The following is a 16025-nucleotide window of genomic DNA, read 5'->3' as shown; positions in this document are numbered from 1 at the left end:
GATCATGCCAGCAGAACTCCCGCCCACCGGCCCGATCGTCACCCATGATTCGCTCGCGGTGCCTGTTCCGGATGCTGCGCTCGCGGATGCTGCGCTCGCGGATGCTGCGCTCGCGGATGCTGCGCTCGCGGATGCAGCGCTCCCGGATGCAGCGCTCCCCACCGCTGCGCTCCCCGCCGCGGCGTCGACGCGCCACGGTACGCTCGTCGCACTCCTGCCGGGGCTCGGGCTGGCGGCCGCCGCTGTCGCGATCGCAATGGTCGTCGCCGCGTTTGTACCTACTCTGAGTGCCCTGCTGACGGCCATTGTGCTGGGCGTGATCGTGCGCAACACTGTGCGCCTTCCTGTCCGCGTCGAGAGCGGGTTGACCTTCGCGGCGAAGAAACTGCTGAGGGTCGGAATCGTATTGCTCGGGCTGCAGTTGGTGCTCGGCGACATCTTCGGGCTGGGTGCCGGCATGATCGTGGTCGTTGTCGCCATCGTGACGATCGGCATCTTCTCGACCCTTGTGATCGGCAAATGGATGGGCATCGGCGCCTCCCAGCGGCTCTTGATCGCCTGCGGGTTCTCGATCTGCGGCGCATCGGCCATCGCAGCCGCGGACGGTGTGATCGAGACGAAGAAGGAAGAGGAGGTCGTGGTCGCCGTCGCGCTCGCGACGATCTTCGGAACGCTGATGATTCCGTTGCTGCCGTTGTCGGCGCACGTGCTCGGGCTGAGTACGCACGATGCCGGGCTCTGGGCCGGCGGCGCGATCCATGAGGTCGCCGGAGCTGTCGCCGCCGGTGGTGTGATCGGTGGCGCCGCGCTCGGGCTCGCGGTCATCGTCAAACTCGCCCGCGTTCTGATGCTCGCGCCCGTGCTGGCCGGCATCAGCATCGCGCGCAGGCGTGCGCTGAAGGGCGAGGCCCACACGATCAAGCGACCGCCGATCATCCCGCTGTTCGTGGCCGGATTCGTGCTTATGGTGCTGATCGCCTCAACCGGGATCGTGCCCACACCCGTGCTGGGCGTCGCGAAGATAGTTCAAACCGCGCTGCTGGCGGCAGCCATGTTCGCGCTCGGCACCGGGGTGCGCTTCTCGACCTTCATGTCAGTCGGGTTCAAACCGTTCGCACTGGCAGCAGTGTCAACCGTGATCGTCGCTTGCACGGCCCTTGGCGGCGTGCTGTTGCTGGCCTGAACGCGGTCGATGTGGCCCGCGCGCAGATGCGCTCGCTCTGCGAGGGCGAGCGCATCTGCGCGCGGGCCGAACCGTGAATCAGCCGAGCACCTCTCGCAGCCGAGCGGCGAACCCGTCGGGGTCACTGGGCATTCCCGGCTGCGCCGTGAAGCCGCCGTGATTGCTGGGAAATTCCGTCACGGGGATGCCGACAGCCGCTGCAATCGCTCGGGCGCCGCGCGCCGCCATCGTCTGCCCAGACTCGACACCCGCGGCCAGTACGAGCCTGTCACCGAGCGAACGGAGCGCAGCGAGGTCAGGCCGATACGCGATGGTCGCCGGCATGTTGCGCAGCAAGGGATTGGTCCGCACCCCGTCGTCGTCTGCCGACATGCCGAACATTGCGGGGTCCGGGGCCGGCCGGTCGAGGTAGTCCGCCGGCACCGGCCCGTCGAACATCACGAACGCGATGAACTTCGCCATAGCCGCGCCATCGCCCTGCTCGGCGTAGGTGCGCTTCATGTCCGCGACCACGGCGAGGATCGCGTCGGCGTCGGGCAGTTCGGGCGCGCTGGGCGGCTCGTGTGCGACCACCATCCGCACGTCCTCCGGATGGGCGGCGGCCAGTGCCAGCAGGTTCACCGCGCCACCACTGCTGCCGAACGCGTCGACCCGGCCGACGCCCAGAGCTCGGACGACGCGGTGCAGATCGTCGACGTGCTGCTCGGTGCTGATGTCGGCGGAACCGAGGGGATTGCGTCCTGCGCCGCGTGGGTCGTACGTCACGACCGGCCGATCGGCGAAATGGTCGGCTAACAGCTGGAAGCCCGTTGCGTCCATCGGTGCCCCGAAGAGAAAGAGCGCCGGTCGGTCGGCCGTCGCCTGAGCGAGGTCGCCGCGGATGTCATAGGTGATCGTGTCGTCACCGTCGCCCACGGTGTGCGTGGTAATGGTCAGCTCGGTCATGTTGTCTTCCTATCTGAAGCTCGCCTCACACCGAGGCGAGCACCTCGCGCTCGAGGCGCTGGTAGCTGGTTTCCATGCCGTCGACCATGCCCGTGGCGAGCACGATGTCGCGGGTCGCCGCATCCGGATATTCGATGAGGAGGGTCAGCAGGGTCGCGCCGTCCTCCTCGTAGAGCTGCAGGTCGTTCGTCGTCGACGGGTAGTCGGTGCCGGTCATGTGCTCGGTCGTGACGGTTCGGCGTGGCGCATCGATGACGAGGTTCTCGCCGTCGAATCCGAACGGCTGCCCCGGTGTGCCGTCGACGGGCTCCCACGCGTAGCGGTAACGTCCGCCGACCACAGGATCGACCTCGCACACGGTCATGCGCCATCCCTCGGGGCCGAGCAACCATTGCCGCAGCAGCTCAGGCTCGGTGTGCGCGCGCCAGACGAGCTCGCGTGGACCCTCCACGAGTCGCGTGATGCGCACGTGCTGGTCGTCGAGCACCTCGAGCCGCGTGCCCTTGCCCTGCGCGTAGTCGCGGAGGTTCTGCAACACGGTGTCGAGCTGCGACATCGCCATCCGAGTGCCCTCGACCATGCCCATAGCGACTGACTGCTCGAGCGCTTTGAGGGACTCGAAATGCGTCACGCCGTGGAACCGGGTGCGCTCGCCATCCGTGTCGAAGGAGAAGATCATGCGCATCGGCGGCATCTCGGTGAGCAAGTCTCCGCTCTCGTTGGCGAAGCCGTCGAGCACCTCGAACGAGCCGGGCGCATCGATGCGGAGAAACTCCCACCGGGCGTGATGCGTCTGGCCATCCGGCCCCGTCATGGAGTACTGTGCGAGGCCGCCTGGCGTGAACTCGAACTGGGTGAATGTGGCGGGCCACCCGGGAGGACCCCAGAACCGCTCGAGCTGGCGCGGGTCGGTAAAAACGGTCCACACGCGATCGATGGATGCATCGAACTCGGCGTGGATGTTCATCGTCAGCGTTGCGGGGTCACTGATGATCTCAGTCACGGGCATGGCTTCCTCCTGGGTTTCTGGGTTTCGACTGTGGTTCGTCGGTTGTGGCGGTTGTCTCAGCTGTCTCGGCCGTCTCCGCGAGCAACGCATCGATGCGATGAATGCGGTGGCGCCAGAGATCCTGGTAGCGCTCGAGCAGCAGCTGCGCCCGGGCGATCATGGCGGGGTCGGTGCGCACGAGTCGCTCCCTTCCCTCAGCCCGCTTGATGATCAGGTGGGCAGTCTCGAGCACGGCGACATGTTTCTGCACCGCTGCGAACGACATGTCGTACGCAGCGGCGAGCGTCGAGACCGATTGCTCGGCCTCGATCGTCCGTCGCAGAATGTCGCGCCGCGTCGCGTCGGCGAGGGCCCGGAAGATCCGGTCCACCTCGTCGTCACTGAGCTCTGCTTCTACAACCATTTGGTTGTAGATTAAGGCCGACAGGTGCGAATGTCAACCCCTTCGCGGTTCGGGTTCCGTTCGGCGGCACAACAGTCTCTCCACCCAGCCGGCGGCGTTAGCATGTGCACATGACCGCAGAGAACCTGTTGCCCGAGCCCGAGACGCGACTGCCCGCCGAGCCGGAGGTGGTTGCTGCGCTCGCCGCAGCATCCGGCGATCTGGGGATGCTTCGCGCGGCGGTCACGGCGCATCCGACGTCGTCGCTGGCGTGGGTCACGCTCGCCGATGCAACGTTCGATCCGGATGCTCCGCTCGAGTCCTACGCGTATGCGCGCGTCGGATATCATCGCGGCCTCGATGCTCTGCGCAGGGCCGGCTGGCGCGGCCAGGGGCCGGTTCCGTGGACGCACGAACCGAACCGCGGTGTGTTGCGCTCGTTGTACGCGCTACGGCGCGCGGCTGCGGCGATCGGCGAGGCCGATGAAGTCGCCCGGCTCGACGAATTTCTCGCCGGCGCCGATCCGGATGCTGCTGCCGCGATCGAGGAGACGCGAACCGCCGAGATTCCGGTGCAGCAGAACCCTGTTCAGCATCATCCCTCGCCGCCGACGGAAGCGATCGTCATCCGAGGCGAAGACTGACCAGGCTGAAAGCGGGCCAGGTTTCCGCGAGAATTCGCACGATTTCCGCCTCCCGCGTGTCAGTGGACTATGCAAGACTCACTGCATGTCGGACAGTGGCGAAACGACAGTAGGCACGGCGGGGACGATCGAACCCGCCGAGTTCGACGTCTTTCTCGCCGGCCCGGTTTTCATGGACATCGTGCTTTCCGGCATGGAACACGCCCCGGTGCTCGGAACCGAGAGTTGGGCCGAATCGATGGGTACGTGCCCGGGTGGCATCGCTAACGTAGCGGTGGCGCTGAGCAGGCTCGGCCTCTCGATCGCGTTGGCGACGGCCTTCGGTGACGACGCCTACGGAGATTTTTGCCGGGAGAGTCTCGAGCTTTCCGAGGGCATTGACATCAGCCGGTCGGTGCGCATGGTCGGCAAGCACACGCCGGTCACCGTGTCTCTTGCCTATGACGGCGACCGCACGCTGGTCTCGCACGGGCACCCGAATGAGCACCCGAGCGTCGGCACCGACGTGCCGCGAGCCCGGGCCGTGTTCGCCTCGGTGGAGAGCGGCCGCAGCACGCCCTGGTTGCAGAAGGCGCGCGACAAGGGCGCGCGAGTCGTGCTGAATAGCGGCTGGGATGCATCCGGTCGGTGGGATCTGGATGGACTGACCGACTTGAAATTGGCCGACGTGTTCGTCGCGAATCAAGCAGAAGCGATGGCCTGGACACGCACAACGGATGCCGTCGCCGCGGTGCGCAAACTGGCCGAGCTTGTTCCGCTGGCGGTTGTCACACGCGGGCCGGAAGGCGTTGTGGCGCTCGATCGGGAATCCGAAGCCGTGGTCACGCTGCCCGGCATGGCCGTGAAGGCGCTCGACCCAACGGGCGCTGGTGACATCTTTCTCGCCGGGTTGATCTGCGGCTTGCTGATGGGTCGACCGCTTCGGGACGCACTTGTGCTGGGCTGCCTGAGCGGCAGTCTGTCGGTTGAGCGCCTCGGCGGTTCGTTCTCTGCGCCGACTCCAGAGGAACTGCAACAGTGGTACCGCGAGCACGTGCGGTTCGGCGAGCCGGCGTTTGAGAAGAATTATGGCTTTCTGTCGCAGTTGTTTCCGCACAACGAGCATCCGCGGTCCCCGCGCCGTACGATTCCGACGGTCGGCTTCCGGCCGTAACCGAAGCGAGGCGGGTGCGGAGCTCGGGGTCGGCTGTGAAACCCGGATCTGGCTGCGAGAGGAGTATGTTCGACAGGGTGATCCGTGGCAGCGCCAGCGCAAGGGTTCGCTCCGTGAAGCGACGCAGGTTCGCTGCAATCGGCATCGCGGTCGCTATCACCGCGACGCTCGCCGGATGCTTTCCGGTCGCCGAGCACGCCGCCGCGGATACCGTGCGCGGCCACACACCTCGTGCAACCGTCACCACCACGCGGCCGACCCCCTCGGCGATCCCAAATCCGGCGTTGTCGCGCCCCGCCACCGCCGAGCCGGGCGGCACCCCGGCGCCGAGCCCAACGCTGACGCCCGTTCCGGCGGGAACGGTCGTCGCGCAGGGGGACGTGGCCTCGCCGAAGGGCAGTATTCACTTTCACTATCGAATGGTCGCAAACGGCGACAACACATACTCCGCCCAGTACTCCGGCTTCACGTCGACGGTGCCGATTCCGGTGTCCGTCACACTGATCGATATTCCGCCCCAGGTCGGAGACGGGTTGACCTACCACGGAGTTGGCGACCACCAGCTCGGTGGTCCGACGACCACGGCGGTCTCGTCGTCGGCATCGCTCGGTTCCGAGGACCAACCCTCGTACCCGGTCGCTCTTGTGACGTACTCGTCTGTGGCCTCCGGTGATGGTGTGCCGGTCGAGCTCGGGCCGAACAAGGTTCTCGCCGTGAACACCGTGCACTGGTCTATTCCCGTTCGCCAGTCGAATGTGCATCCGATCGATGGCGGTGCGAGAACGTATGCCACCGGGTCGGTCACAGCGACCACCGCCGGCGGTGCCCCGCGGAGCTACCTGATCGCCCCGGGCGATATCACGGCTGTTGTCGCGCAGCGTTTTGGCATTTCGATCGAAGATTTGATCTGGCTGAACGCGAACTTGCAGGTGTTCGGCGATCAGCAGTATCTGTACGAGGGCACAACGCTGAATCTGGATCCGGACAGCCTCTGACCGGCATCCGCCGACCGGCACCGGTCGTCACCAGTGTTCGTTGATGATGGCCGCACGGCGGCGCAACGCGGCAGCCTGCCCGTGAAGAGCGATGCTCGCGCCGAGCACAATCTGCAACAGCAGACCGACGTTGTATCCGTTGCCAGCGAAGATCAGAATGCCCGTGAAGGTCGCATTGGGTTGTGCCGGAACGAACGGGAAGTACGAGACGGCCTGTCTGAGTAACGTCCATGCGATCACGATGGCCAGCCCCCAACGCAACGCACGATTCAGCGCCCGGCGACGCAATACGACGATAACGGCGACGATCAGACTCGCCAGTGCTACGGCACCCAGCCCCGCCAGCAGGTAGCCGCGGACGACTAAAGGCTCATACGGCGCCGGGCCCGACCACACGACGACAAGCAACCGGACAAGACCGCCGACGACGGTCGCGATTACGAACACTCCCACGGCGATCCTGCCGGTGCGGGAGCCACCGACCAGTCCGGTCTCGCCGCGGACGCCGAACCCCAGACAGAACACCGCGCCCGCAAGAATGAGCGCGGCAATGAACGAGACCACTGACAAGACCACATTCGGCACCGGATACCACGAGAGCGCGGTGACACCGTTCAGGGTGATGAACGGAAGCCCAATCAACAGCGAGAGCAGAGCGGATGCGGCGATTCCGCACCCTCCCCAGAGTGTCGTGAACCGCGTGGCGGTGCTCGCGGCGGGGCCCGGCGAATGCGACTCCACGGCAGTCACCGGTCCGGCAGCTGGGGTGGTGTTTCAGGCGAGGTGGACACTCTGCCGGATCCCTGGCGTGGGTGAAGTGCGAGCCAGCGATGGCCGACGACGATCCAAAGAACCAGTGCCCACGCGACGGCCATTGCGATCACCAGGTACAGAATCACCAAGATGATACTGAAGCCGCCGAATATCATGCCTCGATGCTTGCGAAAATGCTGTGCATCGGGTCAGCGAACCGAAGCGTATGGGCCGGTGCGTTACGAAATCCCGACCGCGCGGCGCGCGTTGATGGTCTTCACTTGCGATGGCAACGTGAACAGGTCGATGATCGTTCCGATCCCGAAGACCCCGAACGTCAGCAGCCACAGGATGCCGCGGCCGATCTTGCCCATGTAGAAGTGTTGAATGCCGGCAACCCCGATCAACGTGAACAGCATGAATGCGTATGCGGCGCCGATCGACCGTGGCGGCAGAACCGGCCCCGCCTGCACAAAGACGGTCTGTTGCGGTGCTGCCGGTGGCTGCGGTGCTGCGGGCGGTTGCTGGGCTGCTGGCGGTTGCTGGGCTGCTGGGTTTGACATTGCGGGCCCTTTCGTGGGTAACCATCACCATACTGAGTATGTAGTAGGTCTGCGAGCCCCACAATGGGCGACATCGTCCCTGGTGCCGTGCTGGTGGACGAGTGGCGCGCTGGCGGCCGTCGGGGTGCAGGCCGAGAATAAAACAGGTGCGGCCGTGGTGCGCCTGTGTTATATTCACCCACATGGATGAATATCAAACACAAACGCTTGATCGAGTGTTCGGCGCGGTGGCCGACCCGACTCGACGAGCAATCCTGACCCGCTTGGCCCGGTCCGACGAGCGGGTTACGGATGTTGCGCGCAACTTCTCGATATCGCTCAACTCGGTGTCCAAGCACATCCGGGTGCTCGAGGGTGCGGGCCTCGTGCGCAGAACCGTGCGTGGTCGAACACACATGCTGTCGTTGAACGGTGCACCGCTCGCGGATGCCTCTGAATGGCTGGAGCACTACCGCACGTTCTGGACTGACAGCCTCGCTGCCCTCGACCGCTTCGTCTCCGGCGCTCCGGATGCGAACGGTTCGGCCGCACACGCGAGCGCAGCCGACGACGACGACGACGCGGTGCGCCCATGACCGACATCGCAACTGCACCGGCAATCGTCGTGAGCCGGGTGATCAACGCGAGCGCTGAGCGGCTGTTCGACGCGTGGCTCGATCCCCAAGCCGTCGGCATATGGCTGCGGCCCGGAAATGCCGAGACCACCGATGCCACCATCGACGCACGCGTCGGCGGCCGGTTCACGATCGTGATGAACTCCGCAACCCCCACGATTCACGGCGGCACATATCAAGTGATCGATCGCCCGCGGCGGCTTGCCTTCACCTGGCGCTCGTCGCACACCGACGACCGGGACACGCTTGTCACCGTTGATTTCGTCGCGGTCGACGCGGCCGATGCCGCCGTGCCCAGCACCGAGGTCATCATCACCCATGAGCAGCTTCCGCACGAGAAGGCGCGGCTCGAGCACACCGACGGATGGTCCGACGGTCTGGCATTGCTCGAACGGTTCGTCGCCGAGACGCGCTGAGAGCACGTGATCATGTCCGTTATCGCCGGTGAGAGCAACACCCGTCAGAGACCGACGCGTCAGAATCTGAGTGAGGCAGCGGCCGTAACGCTCACGCTGGCGCTCGCCGCGGCATCCTGGATCGCGGCCATCGCCATGATGCGCGGCATGAACATGGGCGTCGCAACCGAGCTGGGTTCCCTCGCTTCGTTCATGCTGTTGTGGATCGTCATGATGGCCGCCATGATGCTTCCGGGTGCTGTTCCGGCAATGCTGCGACGGGTGCGCTTTGTCGGGCGGATGCGCGTGGCACCGTTCTTCATCGTCGCGTACCTCGCAATCTGGGCGGTAGTCGGCGTCGTGATGTACGCACTGTACAAGCCGCACGGCACCACCGTCGTGGGCGTGGTCGCGATCATCGTCGCAGCATATGAGTTGACGCCGCTCAAGCGCCGCTTCCGCAGCCTGTGCCACGACGGCGCGTGTACCGGACTTGCGTTCGGCCTGTACTGCGTCGGTTCCAGCATCGGCCTGATGGTGCTGTTGCTGCTCGTCGGCGCCATGAACCTCGTCTGGATGGCGGCTGTCGCCGCCCTCGTGCTCATGCAGAAGCTCCTGCCAGCGAAGGCCACGATCGACGTGCCGGTCGCAGGTGCGATCGCAGCACTCGGCGTTCTGATTCTGATCGCCCCGGCGGCGCTGCCGGGCCTCATGCCAGCCATGTGAAAAATACTGGAAAGAAACTGCGAAGCAAATACGAAGGAGAACGACCATGACCCAGCACACAACGGGCACCCGCGAGGAGTGGCTCGCGGCCCGGCTCGAACTGCTCGAGGCGGAGAAGGCCCTGACACACAATGGTGACGACGTCACTCGACAGCGCATGGCACTGCCTTGGGTGCGCGTCGACAAGGACTATCGGTTCGCGACCGACGCCGGTGAGGCATCTCTCGCGGACCTGTTCGCCGGCCGCACCCAACTGCTGATCTATCACTTCATGTTCGGTCCCGACTACACGGCCGGGTGCCCGTCCTGTTCTGCAATCGCGGATGGCTTCGACGGCTCAGTCGCGCACCTCGCCAACCACGACGTTTCATTTTTCGCCGTGTCGCGAGCTCCTCGGCCGAAATTACAGGAATTCAAGAAGCGAATGGGCTGGAGCTTTCCGTGGGCGTCGTCATTCGGCGGCGACTTCAACTACGACTACGGGGTCACGCACACGAAGGAGGACTGGGCGTCCGGAGCCGTCGACTACAACTACCGCTCGCTGGATGTGCGACCCGCCGAGTCTGGCGAGGAGAATCAATTTCTCACGGAGCTCGCCGCAAGCGTGGGAACGGACTGGCCCACCTATCGGCAGGAAGGCCCCGGAATGAGCGCGTTCGCGCTGGACGACGGCGTGATCTACCACACCTACTCGACATACGAGCGCGGGCTGGACGCGCTCTGGGGCATGTACCCGTGGCTCGACCGAGCTCCCCTCGGTCGCAACGAGTCAGGCATGTGGTGGCGTCGGCATGACGAGTACGTGACACAAGAGGCGTGAGCAGCCTCACAGCACAGAATCGGAGGAACTATCAATGCGCAAACTCATCGCAGCGTTCAAGACATCGCTCGACGGCAGGACGGAAGGCCCACAGGGATACGCAGACTGGGTTGCCGCCTGGTCAGACGACTACGGTCTGACGGAACAAGTGGACGCGTGCGTGCTCGGCGGCGGCATGTACCCCGGATACGAGCAGTATTGGACGACGATCCAGAACGATCCCACCGGCATCAACCCGCAAACGGGCACCGCGCCGACTGCCGGTGAGGTCGAATGGGCGCGAGTCGCCAGCAGCACTCCACACTACGTGCTCTCGAACACCCTTACGAGTGCCAATTGGCCGAACGTGCAGTTCCTGCGCAGCCTGGACGAACTGGCGGCGCTGAAACAACAGGAAGGCCGCGACATCTACCTGATGGGCGGGGCGACCATCGCGGCGAGCGCGATTGGCGGCGGGATCGTCGACGAGTTGCGGCTGATCGTCTACCCGCTGATCGTAGGTGAAGGGAGCGCCCTGTTTGCCACTGGCGGCACTCGCCGAGCACTCGAGCTTCGCTCGTCTGAGCAGCTTCCGGACGGAACGCTCAGCCTGGTGTACGGGATCGGTCGTGACTGACGTCGATCGCAACACTGTCCAGGAGTTCCGAGCGAATAAGGGACAGGTCGGCGGGGCGCTCGCAGGCACCCCGCTGATCCTGATCCACCACATCGGCGCCCGGTCCCGGATCGAGCGCGTCACACCATTGGTCTGCTCGCCGCAAGATGACGGCACCTTTGCAATCGTCGCGTCAAACGGCGGATCGGTGTCTCACCCTGCGTGGTACTACAACGTGATGGCCAATCCGAGTGTGATCGTTGAGTTCGAGTCTGAGACGTTTTCGGCGCTCGCAGAGGAGGTGACCGGTCAGGACCGAGATCGGCTCTGGCCAGCACTGCTGGCCGGTTCACCGAGTCTCACAGCTTTCGATGAAAGCACCGAACGATCGATCCCGTTGATCCTCCTCAGGCGCCACACACCATGACACTCCAGTCGGCGCCACGCACCAATTGCGCCTGAGCCGCCCAGGTGCCGCCGAGATCGATCAGCGTCGCCTTCGCAGCATCACGATAACGAGGATCAGGCCGCCGAGCGCGACAAGACCCGGCACAGCGTAACGGCGGATCAACACCGGCATGACGGTTGAAAGCAAATTGAGTTCGGCGGGTTCTGCAGACGGCGCCGCTGACCATTCACGTGCCGGTGCAGATGGGGTCGACGCAGATTGGGCTGGCGCGGTGGGAGCGGGCGTTGGCTGGACGGGTGTCGTCGGTGCCGGCTTCGCGGGTGCCGGCTTCGCGGGTGCCGGCTTCGTGGCTGCGGACTGCCCCGGTTCATCTTTCGCCGTGGCCGTCTTTGCCGCCGCGGGCTTTGCCGCCGCCTTCGTGGTCGTGACCTTTGCGGATGCAGCCTTCGCCGGCGCCGCTTTTTCGGCGGCAACCGTCGTGGTGGCGGCCGTCGCCGCAGCAGAATCGGAGGCCGCCGCAGCGGAGGTCGCAGCATCCGGCGCAGCGCTCGGCCCGAGCTTCGCCGAGATGCAGTCGACGAACTGGCCGAGGAGCTTGTCGCTGACATCCTGGATCACGCCACGCCCGAACTGCGCCGGCTTGCCCGTGACGGACAAGTCGGTCGAGACCTCGACCAGCGTGCCGGTGCCCTCCGTTGTGAGTTGTGCCACGACCGTCGCACCGGCCGTGCCGTTGCCGCGCTTGTCCTTGCCCTTGGCCTCGACGACCATCCGGCCGGTCGCTTGGTCGCGCTCGAGGAATGTGCCCGTACCGCCGTAGAGCATCGAGATCGGGCCGAGCTTGACCTTCACCGTGCCCTCGAAAGTGTCACCTTCCGCGGACGTCAGGGTGCCGCCGGGCACGCACGGCACGAGCATTTCCAGGTTGTTGAACGCGGCCCAGACGACGTCGATCGGGGCCGGAACGACAAACCGATGTTCGAGTTTCATGAGACTCCTGCTGATAGGGCAGCAGCGATGACCGCCTTGCGTGTCAGCACCGCTGCGAGGTGGCGTCGATAATCTGCGTCGCCGTTCAGATCGCTGGGAGGATTTGTGCCGTCCGCGACGGCTGTGGTTGCTTGCGCGATCGCGCTCTCGTCGATTGCGCGCCCGACCAGAACCTGCTCCACCGCTGGCACGCGCAAGGGCACCGAGCCCATGTTGGTCAGTGCAACGCGGGCATCAGCGATGACGCCGCCGTCAAGACGCAGCGTGACGGCGACACCGACGATGGACCACTGTTGTGCCACCCGGGTGAATTTTTCGTAGTGGCTCAGCCAGCCGTCTTTCTTCGGGATGCGCACCTGAGTGAGGATCTCATCTTCGCCGACTGCTGTTGTGAACAGATCCTCGAAGAAGTCCGCCGCTGCAACAGTGCGGGTGCCGCCGGGGCCGACTATGACGAACTCGGCATCCATCGCCAGCGCGGGTGCTGGCAGATCACCGGCGGGGTCTGCGTGCACGAGTGCGCCGCCGAACGTGCCGCGATGCCGGATCTGCGGGTCGGCCACGGTATGCGTTGCCTTAGCGATGAGTCCGGCGTACCGTGCGACGAGAGGGTTGGTTGCCACCTCCTGGTGCGGAGTCATGGCGCCGATCACCAGCGTGTCGCCGTCCTCGCTGACGCCGCGCAACGCGTCGATCTTGCCGAGGTCGATCACCATGCTCGGCGCCGCCATCCGAAGCTTCAGCACCGGGATCAGGCTCTGCCCGCCTGCCAGGATCTTGCCATCGTCGCCCGCCTCGGCCAGCAGCGCGAGTGCTTCCTCGACCGTGGCCGGCGCCGAATAGTCGAACGCTACCGGGATCATGACGCATCTCCTGTCGCTGTGTTTGTATGCGCTGTGTTGGTATCCGCTGCGCTGGTGCGCTTGCGGGCTTCTTCGATGGCGTTCCACACCCGACTGGGTGAGCAGGGCATGTGGATGTCCTCCACCCCGAATTGGCGAACGGCGTCGAGAATGCCGTTAACGATCGCGGGCGTCGAGGCGATCGTTCCCGCCTCACCGACGCCTTTGACACCGAGCGCGTTCGTCAGTGCCGGGGTGACCGTGCGGTCCGTGGTGAATGACGGCAGGTCGGCTGCGCTCGGCAGAAGGTAGTCGACGAACGAGCCGGACACCAGGGTGCCCGAATCGTCATAAACAGCCTCCTCGAACAGCGCCTGCGAAATGCCTTGTGCGAGACCGCCGTGTACCTGGCCATCGACCAGCAACGGGTTGATGACGTTGCCGATATCATCGACGCAGACGTAGCTGCGAAGTTTGACCTCGCCGGTCTCCGTGTCGACTTCGATCGCGGCCAGGTGCGTTCCGTGCGGAAAGTTGAAGTTCACCGGGTCGAAAGTCGCATCCGAGTCCAGGCTGGGCTCGAATCCATCAGGCATGTTGTGTGCCGAGAAGACGGCGAAGGCGATCTCGCCCAGCGTCATTCCCGCGTCGGTGCCCTTGACTCCGAATCGGCCGGCCGTGAATTCGATGTCGTCGCGATTGGCTTCCAGCAGATGAGCTGCGACGGTCTTGGCTTTCTCGATCACCTTGTCTGCTGCGGCGACCACCGCCATCCCGCCGACGACGAGAGAACGCGAGCCGTAGGTGTCCATGCCCTTTTGCGCCACTTGCGTGTCGCCGTGCAGGATCTCGACGTTGTCAAACGGCACGCCGAGGCGATCCGCGACGATCTGACTGTACGAGGTCTCGTGCCCTTGTCCATGCGGGCTGATACCGGTGACCACCTCGACCGCGCCGGTCGCCAGCACGCGAATCTGCGCGTGCTCCCAACCGCCCGCCGCATAGTCGAGAGAGCCGAGCACGCGTGACGGCGCAAGCCCGCACATCTCCGTGTAGGTGGAGACGCCGATTCCGAGTTGCACGGTGTCACCCGCTTCACGCCGCGCGTGCTGCTCGGCGCGCAGGGCGTCGTAGCCGAACAGCTCCAGTGCCTTGTCGGTTGCAGCCTCATAGTTGCCGGAGTCGTATTCGAGCCCTGCCACCGTTGTAAACGGGAACTCTTCGTGCTTGATCCAGTTCTTGCGGCGCAGTTCGATTGGATCCATGTTCAGTTCGACGGCGAGGTCGTCCATGATCCGTTCGATCGCGAACGTCGCCTCGGGTCGTCCCGCGCCGCGGTACGCACCGGTGACCACCTTGTTGGTGAACAGGTTGTTGCACTCGAAGCGGTAGGCGGGGAACTTGTAGATCGCGTTGAACATGAACGCGCCGAGGATCGGGATGCCGCCCCCGATGAGGCTCTGATATGCGCCCATATCGGCGAGCAGGTTCACGCTCAACCCGGTGACGACGCCCTCTTTCGTCGCCGCGATCTTGACGCGTTGCACCTGGGCGCGCCCGTGGTGGGCACCCATCAGCGATTCGGTCCTGGTCTCGGTGTACTTGCACGGCTTTCCAGTGTGCCGGGCGGCCAGCAGGGTGATGAACTCCTCCGTGGTCACCGCGAGCTTGCCGCCGAAGCCGCCGCCGACATCCGGTGCGATGACCCGCACCTTCGACTCAGGGATGCCCAGCGCAAGCGAGATCATCAGCTTGAGAATGTGCGGCACCTGCGTCGCCGACCACATCGTGATCTGCTCGCCGGTCGGATCAACGACGGTCGAGCGCGGCTCCATGAACGCCGGGATCAGTCGCTGCTGGTAATAGGTGCGCTCGAGCACGACATCGCTGTCGGCCAACGCAGCTGCTACGTCGCTTCCTGTGCCAGCGGCCGCGGAATCGAAGACCCACTTCGCGGACAGGTTGGTGCCGAGTTCCGGCTGGGCGAGCACCTCGTCTGTGAACGCCTCCTCGAGGTCGAGCACGACGGGAAGTTCGTCGTAGTCCACGTCGATGACGTCGAGGGCGTCTCTGGCCTGCGCGGCGGTGCGTGCGATCACGCACGCGACGATCTCGCCGGCGAATGCCACGCGGTCGATCGCGATCGGCAGGTACGGCACCGCCTTCTGGTCCGGCGTCACCGGCCACGCCGATGGGATGCTGCCCTGCTCAGCGGCTACATCCTTGCCGGTGAGCACCATGACGACGCCCGGCGCCTTCTTCGCCTCGTCGACGTTCAGCGAGGTGATGTTCGCGTGTGCGAACGGGCTGCGCAGCAGCGCGATGTGCAGCATGCCGGGCAGCACCATGTTGTCGGTGTAGCGCGAGCGCCCCGTGATGAGTCGCTGGTCTTCCTTGCGGGTGCGCGGTGCGCCGATCTCGGTGATGGTCATTTCGAGGCTCCAACCGGTTCGCCGACCGGGATTGTGGCACCGAGGTCGACCTTAGCAGCAGCCTGCACGGCCTTCACGATGTTGTGATATCCGGTACACCGGCAGAGGTTACCTTCGAGGCCCTCTCGGATCGTCTGCTCGTCGGGGTTCGGATGCTCGTTCAGCAGATCGATCGACTCCATGATCATGCCGGGCGTGCAGAACCCGCACTGCAGCGCGTGGTTCTCATGGAACGCCGTCTGCATCGGGTGAAGCTCGCCATCGCGTGCAATGCCCTCGATGGTCGTGATCTCATGTCCGTCAGCCTGAACGGCGAGCATGGTGCACGACTTGACGCTGACGCCGTCGAAATGCACCGTGCAGGCTCCGCAGTTGCTGGTATCACACCCGATCAATGTGCCTGTCTTGCCGACGACCTCGCGAAGATATTGCACCAGCAACATTCGCGGCTCGACATCGTCTGTGTATGACATCCCATCGACTGTTACCGTGATGGTTCTTCGCGCCATGGCATTTCTCCGTCCGCTTACACTTCGTCGTGTCTTCCCTGTATAACACCGACCCCAGGTAACGAC

General features: G+C 64.9%; 20 protein-coding genes. 10 read left to right on the top strand and 10 right to left on the bottom strand.

The genetic code is table 11. The features are described 5' to 3' along the window. Positions 1–4: 4 nt before the first annotated feature. On the top strand, positions 5–1183 hold the full coding sequence (locus QU604_RS20370; RefSeq protein ID WP_308466424.1) for a YeiH family protein: 1179 nt from the start codon (positions 5–7) through the stop codon (positions 1181–1183). Between the two features lie 78 nt (positions 1184–1261). On the opposite strand, the gene QU604_RS20365 is transcribed toward QU604_RS20370, so the two are convergent. Genes QU604_RS20365 through QU604_RS20355 form a run of 3 tightly spaced genes read right to left on the bottom strand, consistent with a single transcriptional unit; the run spans position 1262 to position 3540 of the window. Beyond that, positions 1262–2128: an alpha/beta fold hydrolase gene (locus QU604_RS20365; RefSeq protein WP_308466423.1), complete on the bottom strand. Its 867-nt coding sequence runs from the start codon at positions 2126–2128 to the stop codon at positions 1262–1264. 25 nt (positions 2129–2153) lie between these two features. Beyond that, a complete protein-coding gene (locus QU604_RS20360) occupies positions 2154–3137 on the bottom strand; it encodes an SRPBCC family protein (protein WP_308466422.1) in 984 nt (327 codons plus the stop codon). Continuing rightward, on the bottom strand, positions 3124–3540 hold the full coding sequence (locus QU604_RS20355; RefSeq protein ID WP_308466421.1) for an ArsR/SmtB family transcription factor: 417 nt from the start codon (positions 3538–3540) through the stop codon (positions 3124–3126). Before QU604_RS20355 ends, QU604_RS20360 begins: the two co-directional genes overlap by 14 nt. A gap of 110 nt (positions 3541–3650) precedes the next feature. On the opposite strand from QU604_RS20355, the gene QU604_RS20350 reads away from it, so the two are divergent. The 3 genes from QU604_RS20350 (at position 3651) to QU604_RS20340 (ending at position 6311) form a co-directional block, all read left to right on the top strand. Then, positions 3651–4163: a DUF3151 domain-containing protein gene (locus QU604_RS20350; RefSeq protein ID WP_308466420.1), complete on the top strand. Its 513-nt coding sequence runs from the start codon at positions 3651–3653 to the stop codon at positions 4161–4163. An 85-nt stretch (positions 4164–4248) separates the two neighbouring features. Further along, the gene (locus tag QU604_RS20345) at positions 4249–5316 is read left to right on the top strand and encodes a carbohydrate kinase family protein (RefSeq protein WP_308466419.1); all 1068 of its coding nucleotides are present in this window, start codon (positions 4249–4251) and stop codon (positions 5314–5316) included. 113 nt (positions 5317–5429) lie between these two features. Next, positions 5430–6311, top strand: coding sequence for a LysM domain-containing protein (locus tag QU604_RS20340; RefSeq protein WP_308466418.1), 882 nt, complete (start codon positions 5430–5432; stop codon positions 6309–6311). Positions 6312–6338: 27 nt separating this feature from the next. Here QU604_RS20340 and QU604_RS20335 read toward each other — a convergent pair whose 3' ends face one another. The 3 genes from QU604_RS20335 to QU604_RS20325 all read right to left on the bottom strand — a co-directional run bounded on the left by QU604_RS20335 (position 6339) and on the right by QU604_RS20325 (position 7627). Then, entirely contained in the window at positions 6339–7052 is a 714-nt protein-coding gene (locus tag QU604_RS20335; protein WP_308466417.1) for a hypothetical protein, read from the bottom strand. A gap of 5 nt (positions 7053–7057) precedes the next feature. After that, positions 7058–7240 (bottom strand): hypothetical protein, encoded by a 183-nt coding sequence (locus QU604_RS20330; protein ID WP_308466416.1) that lies wholly within the window; start codon positions 7238–7240, stop codon positions 7058–7060. 63 nt (positions 7241–7303) lie between these two features. Further along, a complete protein-coding gene (locus tag QU604_RS20325; RefSeq protein ID WP_308466415.1) occupies positions 7304–7627 on the bottom strand; it encodes a TM2 domain-containing protein in 324 nt (107 codons plus the stop codon). A 182-nt stretch (positions 7628–7809) separates the two neighbouring features. Between QU604_RS20325 and QU604_RS20320 the strand changes: the two genes are divergently transcribed. Genes QU604_RS20320 through QU604_RS20295 form a run of 6 tightly spaced genes read left to right on the top strand, consistent with a single transcriptional unit; the run spans position 7810 to position 11204 of the window. Continuing rightward, positions 7810–8202 carry an ArsR/SmtB family transcription factor gene (locus QU604_RS20320; protein ID WP_308466414.1) on the top strand — a complete coding sequence of 131 codons (393 nt, stop codon included), beginning with the start codon at positions 7810–7812 and terminating at the stop codon, positions 8200–8202. After that, on the top strand, positions 8199–8657 hold the full coding sequence (locus QU604_RS20315) for an SRPBCC family protein (protein WP_308466413.1): 459 nt from the start codon (positions 8199–8201) through the stop codon (positions 8655–8657). Before QU604_RS20320 ends, QU604_RS20315 begins: the two co-directional genes overlap by 4 nt. Before the next feature lie 12 nt (positions 8658–8669). Continuing rightward, positions 8670–9362: a copper chaperone gene (locus tag QU604_RS20310; protein ID WP_308468989.1), complete on the top strand. Its 693-nt coding sequence runs from the start codon at positions 8670–8672 to the stop codon at positions 9360–9362. 46 nt (positions 9363–9408) lie between these two features. Further along, complete coding sequence (locus QU604_RS20305; RefSeq protein ID WP_308466412.1) at positions 9409–10182, top strand: DUF899 domain-containing protein; 774 nt, start codon at positions 9409–9411, stop codon at positions 10180–10182. Positions 10183–10216: 34 nt separating this feature from the next. Next, positions 10217–10798 (top strand): dihydrofolate reductase family protein, encoded by a 582-nt coding sequence (locus tag QU604_RS20300; RefSeq protein WP_308466411.1) that lies wholly within the window; start codon positions 10217–10219, stop codon positions 10796–10798. Continuing rightward, positions 10791–11204: a nitroreductase family deazaflavin-dependent oxidoreductase gene (locus tag QU604_RS20295; RefSeq protein WP_308466410.1), complete on the top strand. Its 414-nt coding sequence runs from the start codon at positions 10791–10793 to the stop codon at positions 11202–11204. The genes QU604_RS20300 and QU604_RS20295 overlap by 8 nt, the downstream gene beginning before the upstream one ends. A gap of 60 nt (positions 11205–11264) precedes the next feature. Here QU604_RS20295 and QU604_RS20290 read toward each other — a convergent pair whose 3' ends face one another. The 4 genes from QU604_RS20290 to QU604_RS20275 are packed head-to-tail and all read right to left on the bottom strand — an operon-like array spanning position 11265 to position 15959. Then, positions 11265–12176, bottom strand: a complete 912-nt coding sequence (locus QU604_RS20290; RefSeq protein ID WP_308466409.1) for an SRPBCC family protein — start codon at positions 12174–12176, stop codon at positions 11265–11267. Next, positions 12173–13039 carry an FAD binding domain-containing protein gene (locus tag QU604_RS20285; protein WP_308466408.1) on the bottom strand — a complete coding sequence of 289 codons (867 nt, stop codon included), beginning with the start codon at positions 13037–13039 and terminating at the stop codon, positions 12173–12175. The genes QU604_RS20290 and QU604_RS20285 overlap by 4 nt, the downstream gene beginning before the upstream one ends. Continuing rightward, positions 13036–15450 carry a xanthine dehydrogenase family protein molybdopterin-binding subunit gene (locus tag QU604_RS20280; protein WP_308466407.1) on the bottom strand — a complete coding sequence of 805 codons (2415 nt, stop codon included), beginning with the start codon at positions 15448–15450 and terminating at the stop codon, positions 13036–13038. The genes QU604_RS20285 and QU604_RS20280 overlap by 4 nt, the downstream gene beginning before the upstream one ends. Next, a complete protein-coding gene (locus tag QU604_RS20275; protein WP_308466406.1) occupies positions 15447–15959 on the bottom strand; it encodes a (2Fe-2S)-binding protein in 513 nt (170 codons plus the stop codon). Before QU604_RS20275 ends, QU604_RS20280 begins: the two co-directional genes overlap by 4 nt. Positions 15960–16025 lie beyond the last annotated feature (66 nt).

This window comes from Rathayibacter sp. SW19 (assembly GCF_030866825.1).
Lineage (GTDB): Bacteria > Actinomycetota > Actinomycetes > Actinomycetales > Microbacteriaceae > Rathayibacter_A > Rathayibacter_A soli.
Note: the sequence above shows the minus strand (reverse complement) of the source record. Positions and strands in the feature narration are given on the sequence as shown.

Bases quoted from the DNA above. Each gene is read 5' to 3' on its own strand.
- QU604_RS20330 (WP_308466416.1), bottom strand. From the start codon at position 7,240: ATGATATTCGGCGGCTTCAGTATCATCTTGGTGATTCTGTACCTGGTG.
- QU604_RS20350 (WP_308466420.1), top strand. From the start codon at position 3,651: ATGACCGCAGAGAACCTGTTGCCCGAGCCCGAGACGCGACTGCCCGCC.
- QU604_RS20315 (WP_308466413.1), top strand. From the start codon at position 8,199: ATGACCGACATCGCAACTGCACCGGCAATCGTCGTGAGCCGGGTGATC.
- QU604_RS20310 (WP_308468989.1), top strand. From the start codon at position 8,670: ATGTCCGTTATCGCCGGTGAGAGCAACACCCGTCAGAGACCGACGCGT.
- QU604_RS20290 (WP_308466409.1), bottom strand. From the start codon at position 12,176: ATGAAACTCGAACATCGGTTTGTCGTTCCGGCCCCGATCGACGTCGTC.
- QU604_RS20320 (WP_308466414.1), top strand. From the start codon at position 7,810: ATGGATGAATATCAAACACAAACGCTTGATCGAGTGTTCGGCGCGGTG.
- QU604_RS20280 (WP_308466407.1), bottom strand. From the start codon at position 15,450: ATGACCATCACCGAGATCGGCGCACCGCGCACCCGCAAGGAAGACCAG.
- QU604_RS20300 (WP_308466411.1), top strand. From the start codon at position 10,217: ATGCGCAAACTCATCGCAGCGTTCAAGACATCGCTCGACGGCAGGACG.
- QU604_RS20360 (WP_308466422.1), bottom strand. From the start codon at position 3,137: ATGCCCGTGACTGAGATCATCAGTGACCCCGCAACGCTGACGATGAAC.
- QU604_RS20345 (WP_308466419.1), top strand. From the start codon at position 4,249: ATGTCGGACAGTGGCGAAACGACAGTAGGCACGGCGGGGACGATCGAA.
- QU604_RS20370 (WP_308466424.1), top strand. From the start codon at position 5: ATGCCAGCAGAACTCCCGCCCACCGGCCCGATCGTCACCCATGATTCG.
- QU604_RS20365 (WP_308466423.1), bottom strand. From the start codon at position 2,128: ATGACCGAGCTGACCATTACCACGCACACCGTGGGCGACGGTGACGAC.
- QU604_RS20355 (WP_308466421.1), bottom strand. From the start codon at position 3,540: ATGGTTGTAGAAGCAGAGCTCAGTGACGACGAGGTGGACCGGATCTTC.
- QU604_RS20275 (WP_308466406.1), bottom strand. From the start codon at position 15,959: ATGGCGCGAAGAACCATCACGGTAACAGTCGATGGGATGTCATACACA.
- QU604_RS20305 (WP_308466412.1), top strand. From the start codon at position 9,409: ATGACCCAGCACACAACGGGCACCCGCGAGGAGTGGCTCGCGGCCCGG.
- QU604_RS20325 (WP_308466415.1), bottom strand. From the start codon at position 7,627: ATGTCAAACCCAGCAGCCCAGCAACCGCCAGCAGCCCAGCAACCGCCC.
- QU604_RS20285 (WP_308466408.1), bottom strand. From the start codon at position 13,039: ATGATCCCGGTAGCGTTCGACTATTCGGCGCCGGCCACGGTCGAGGAA.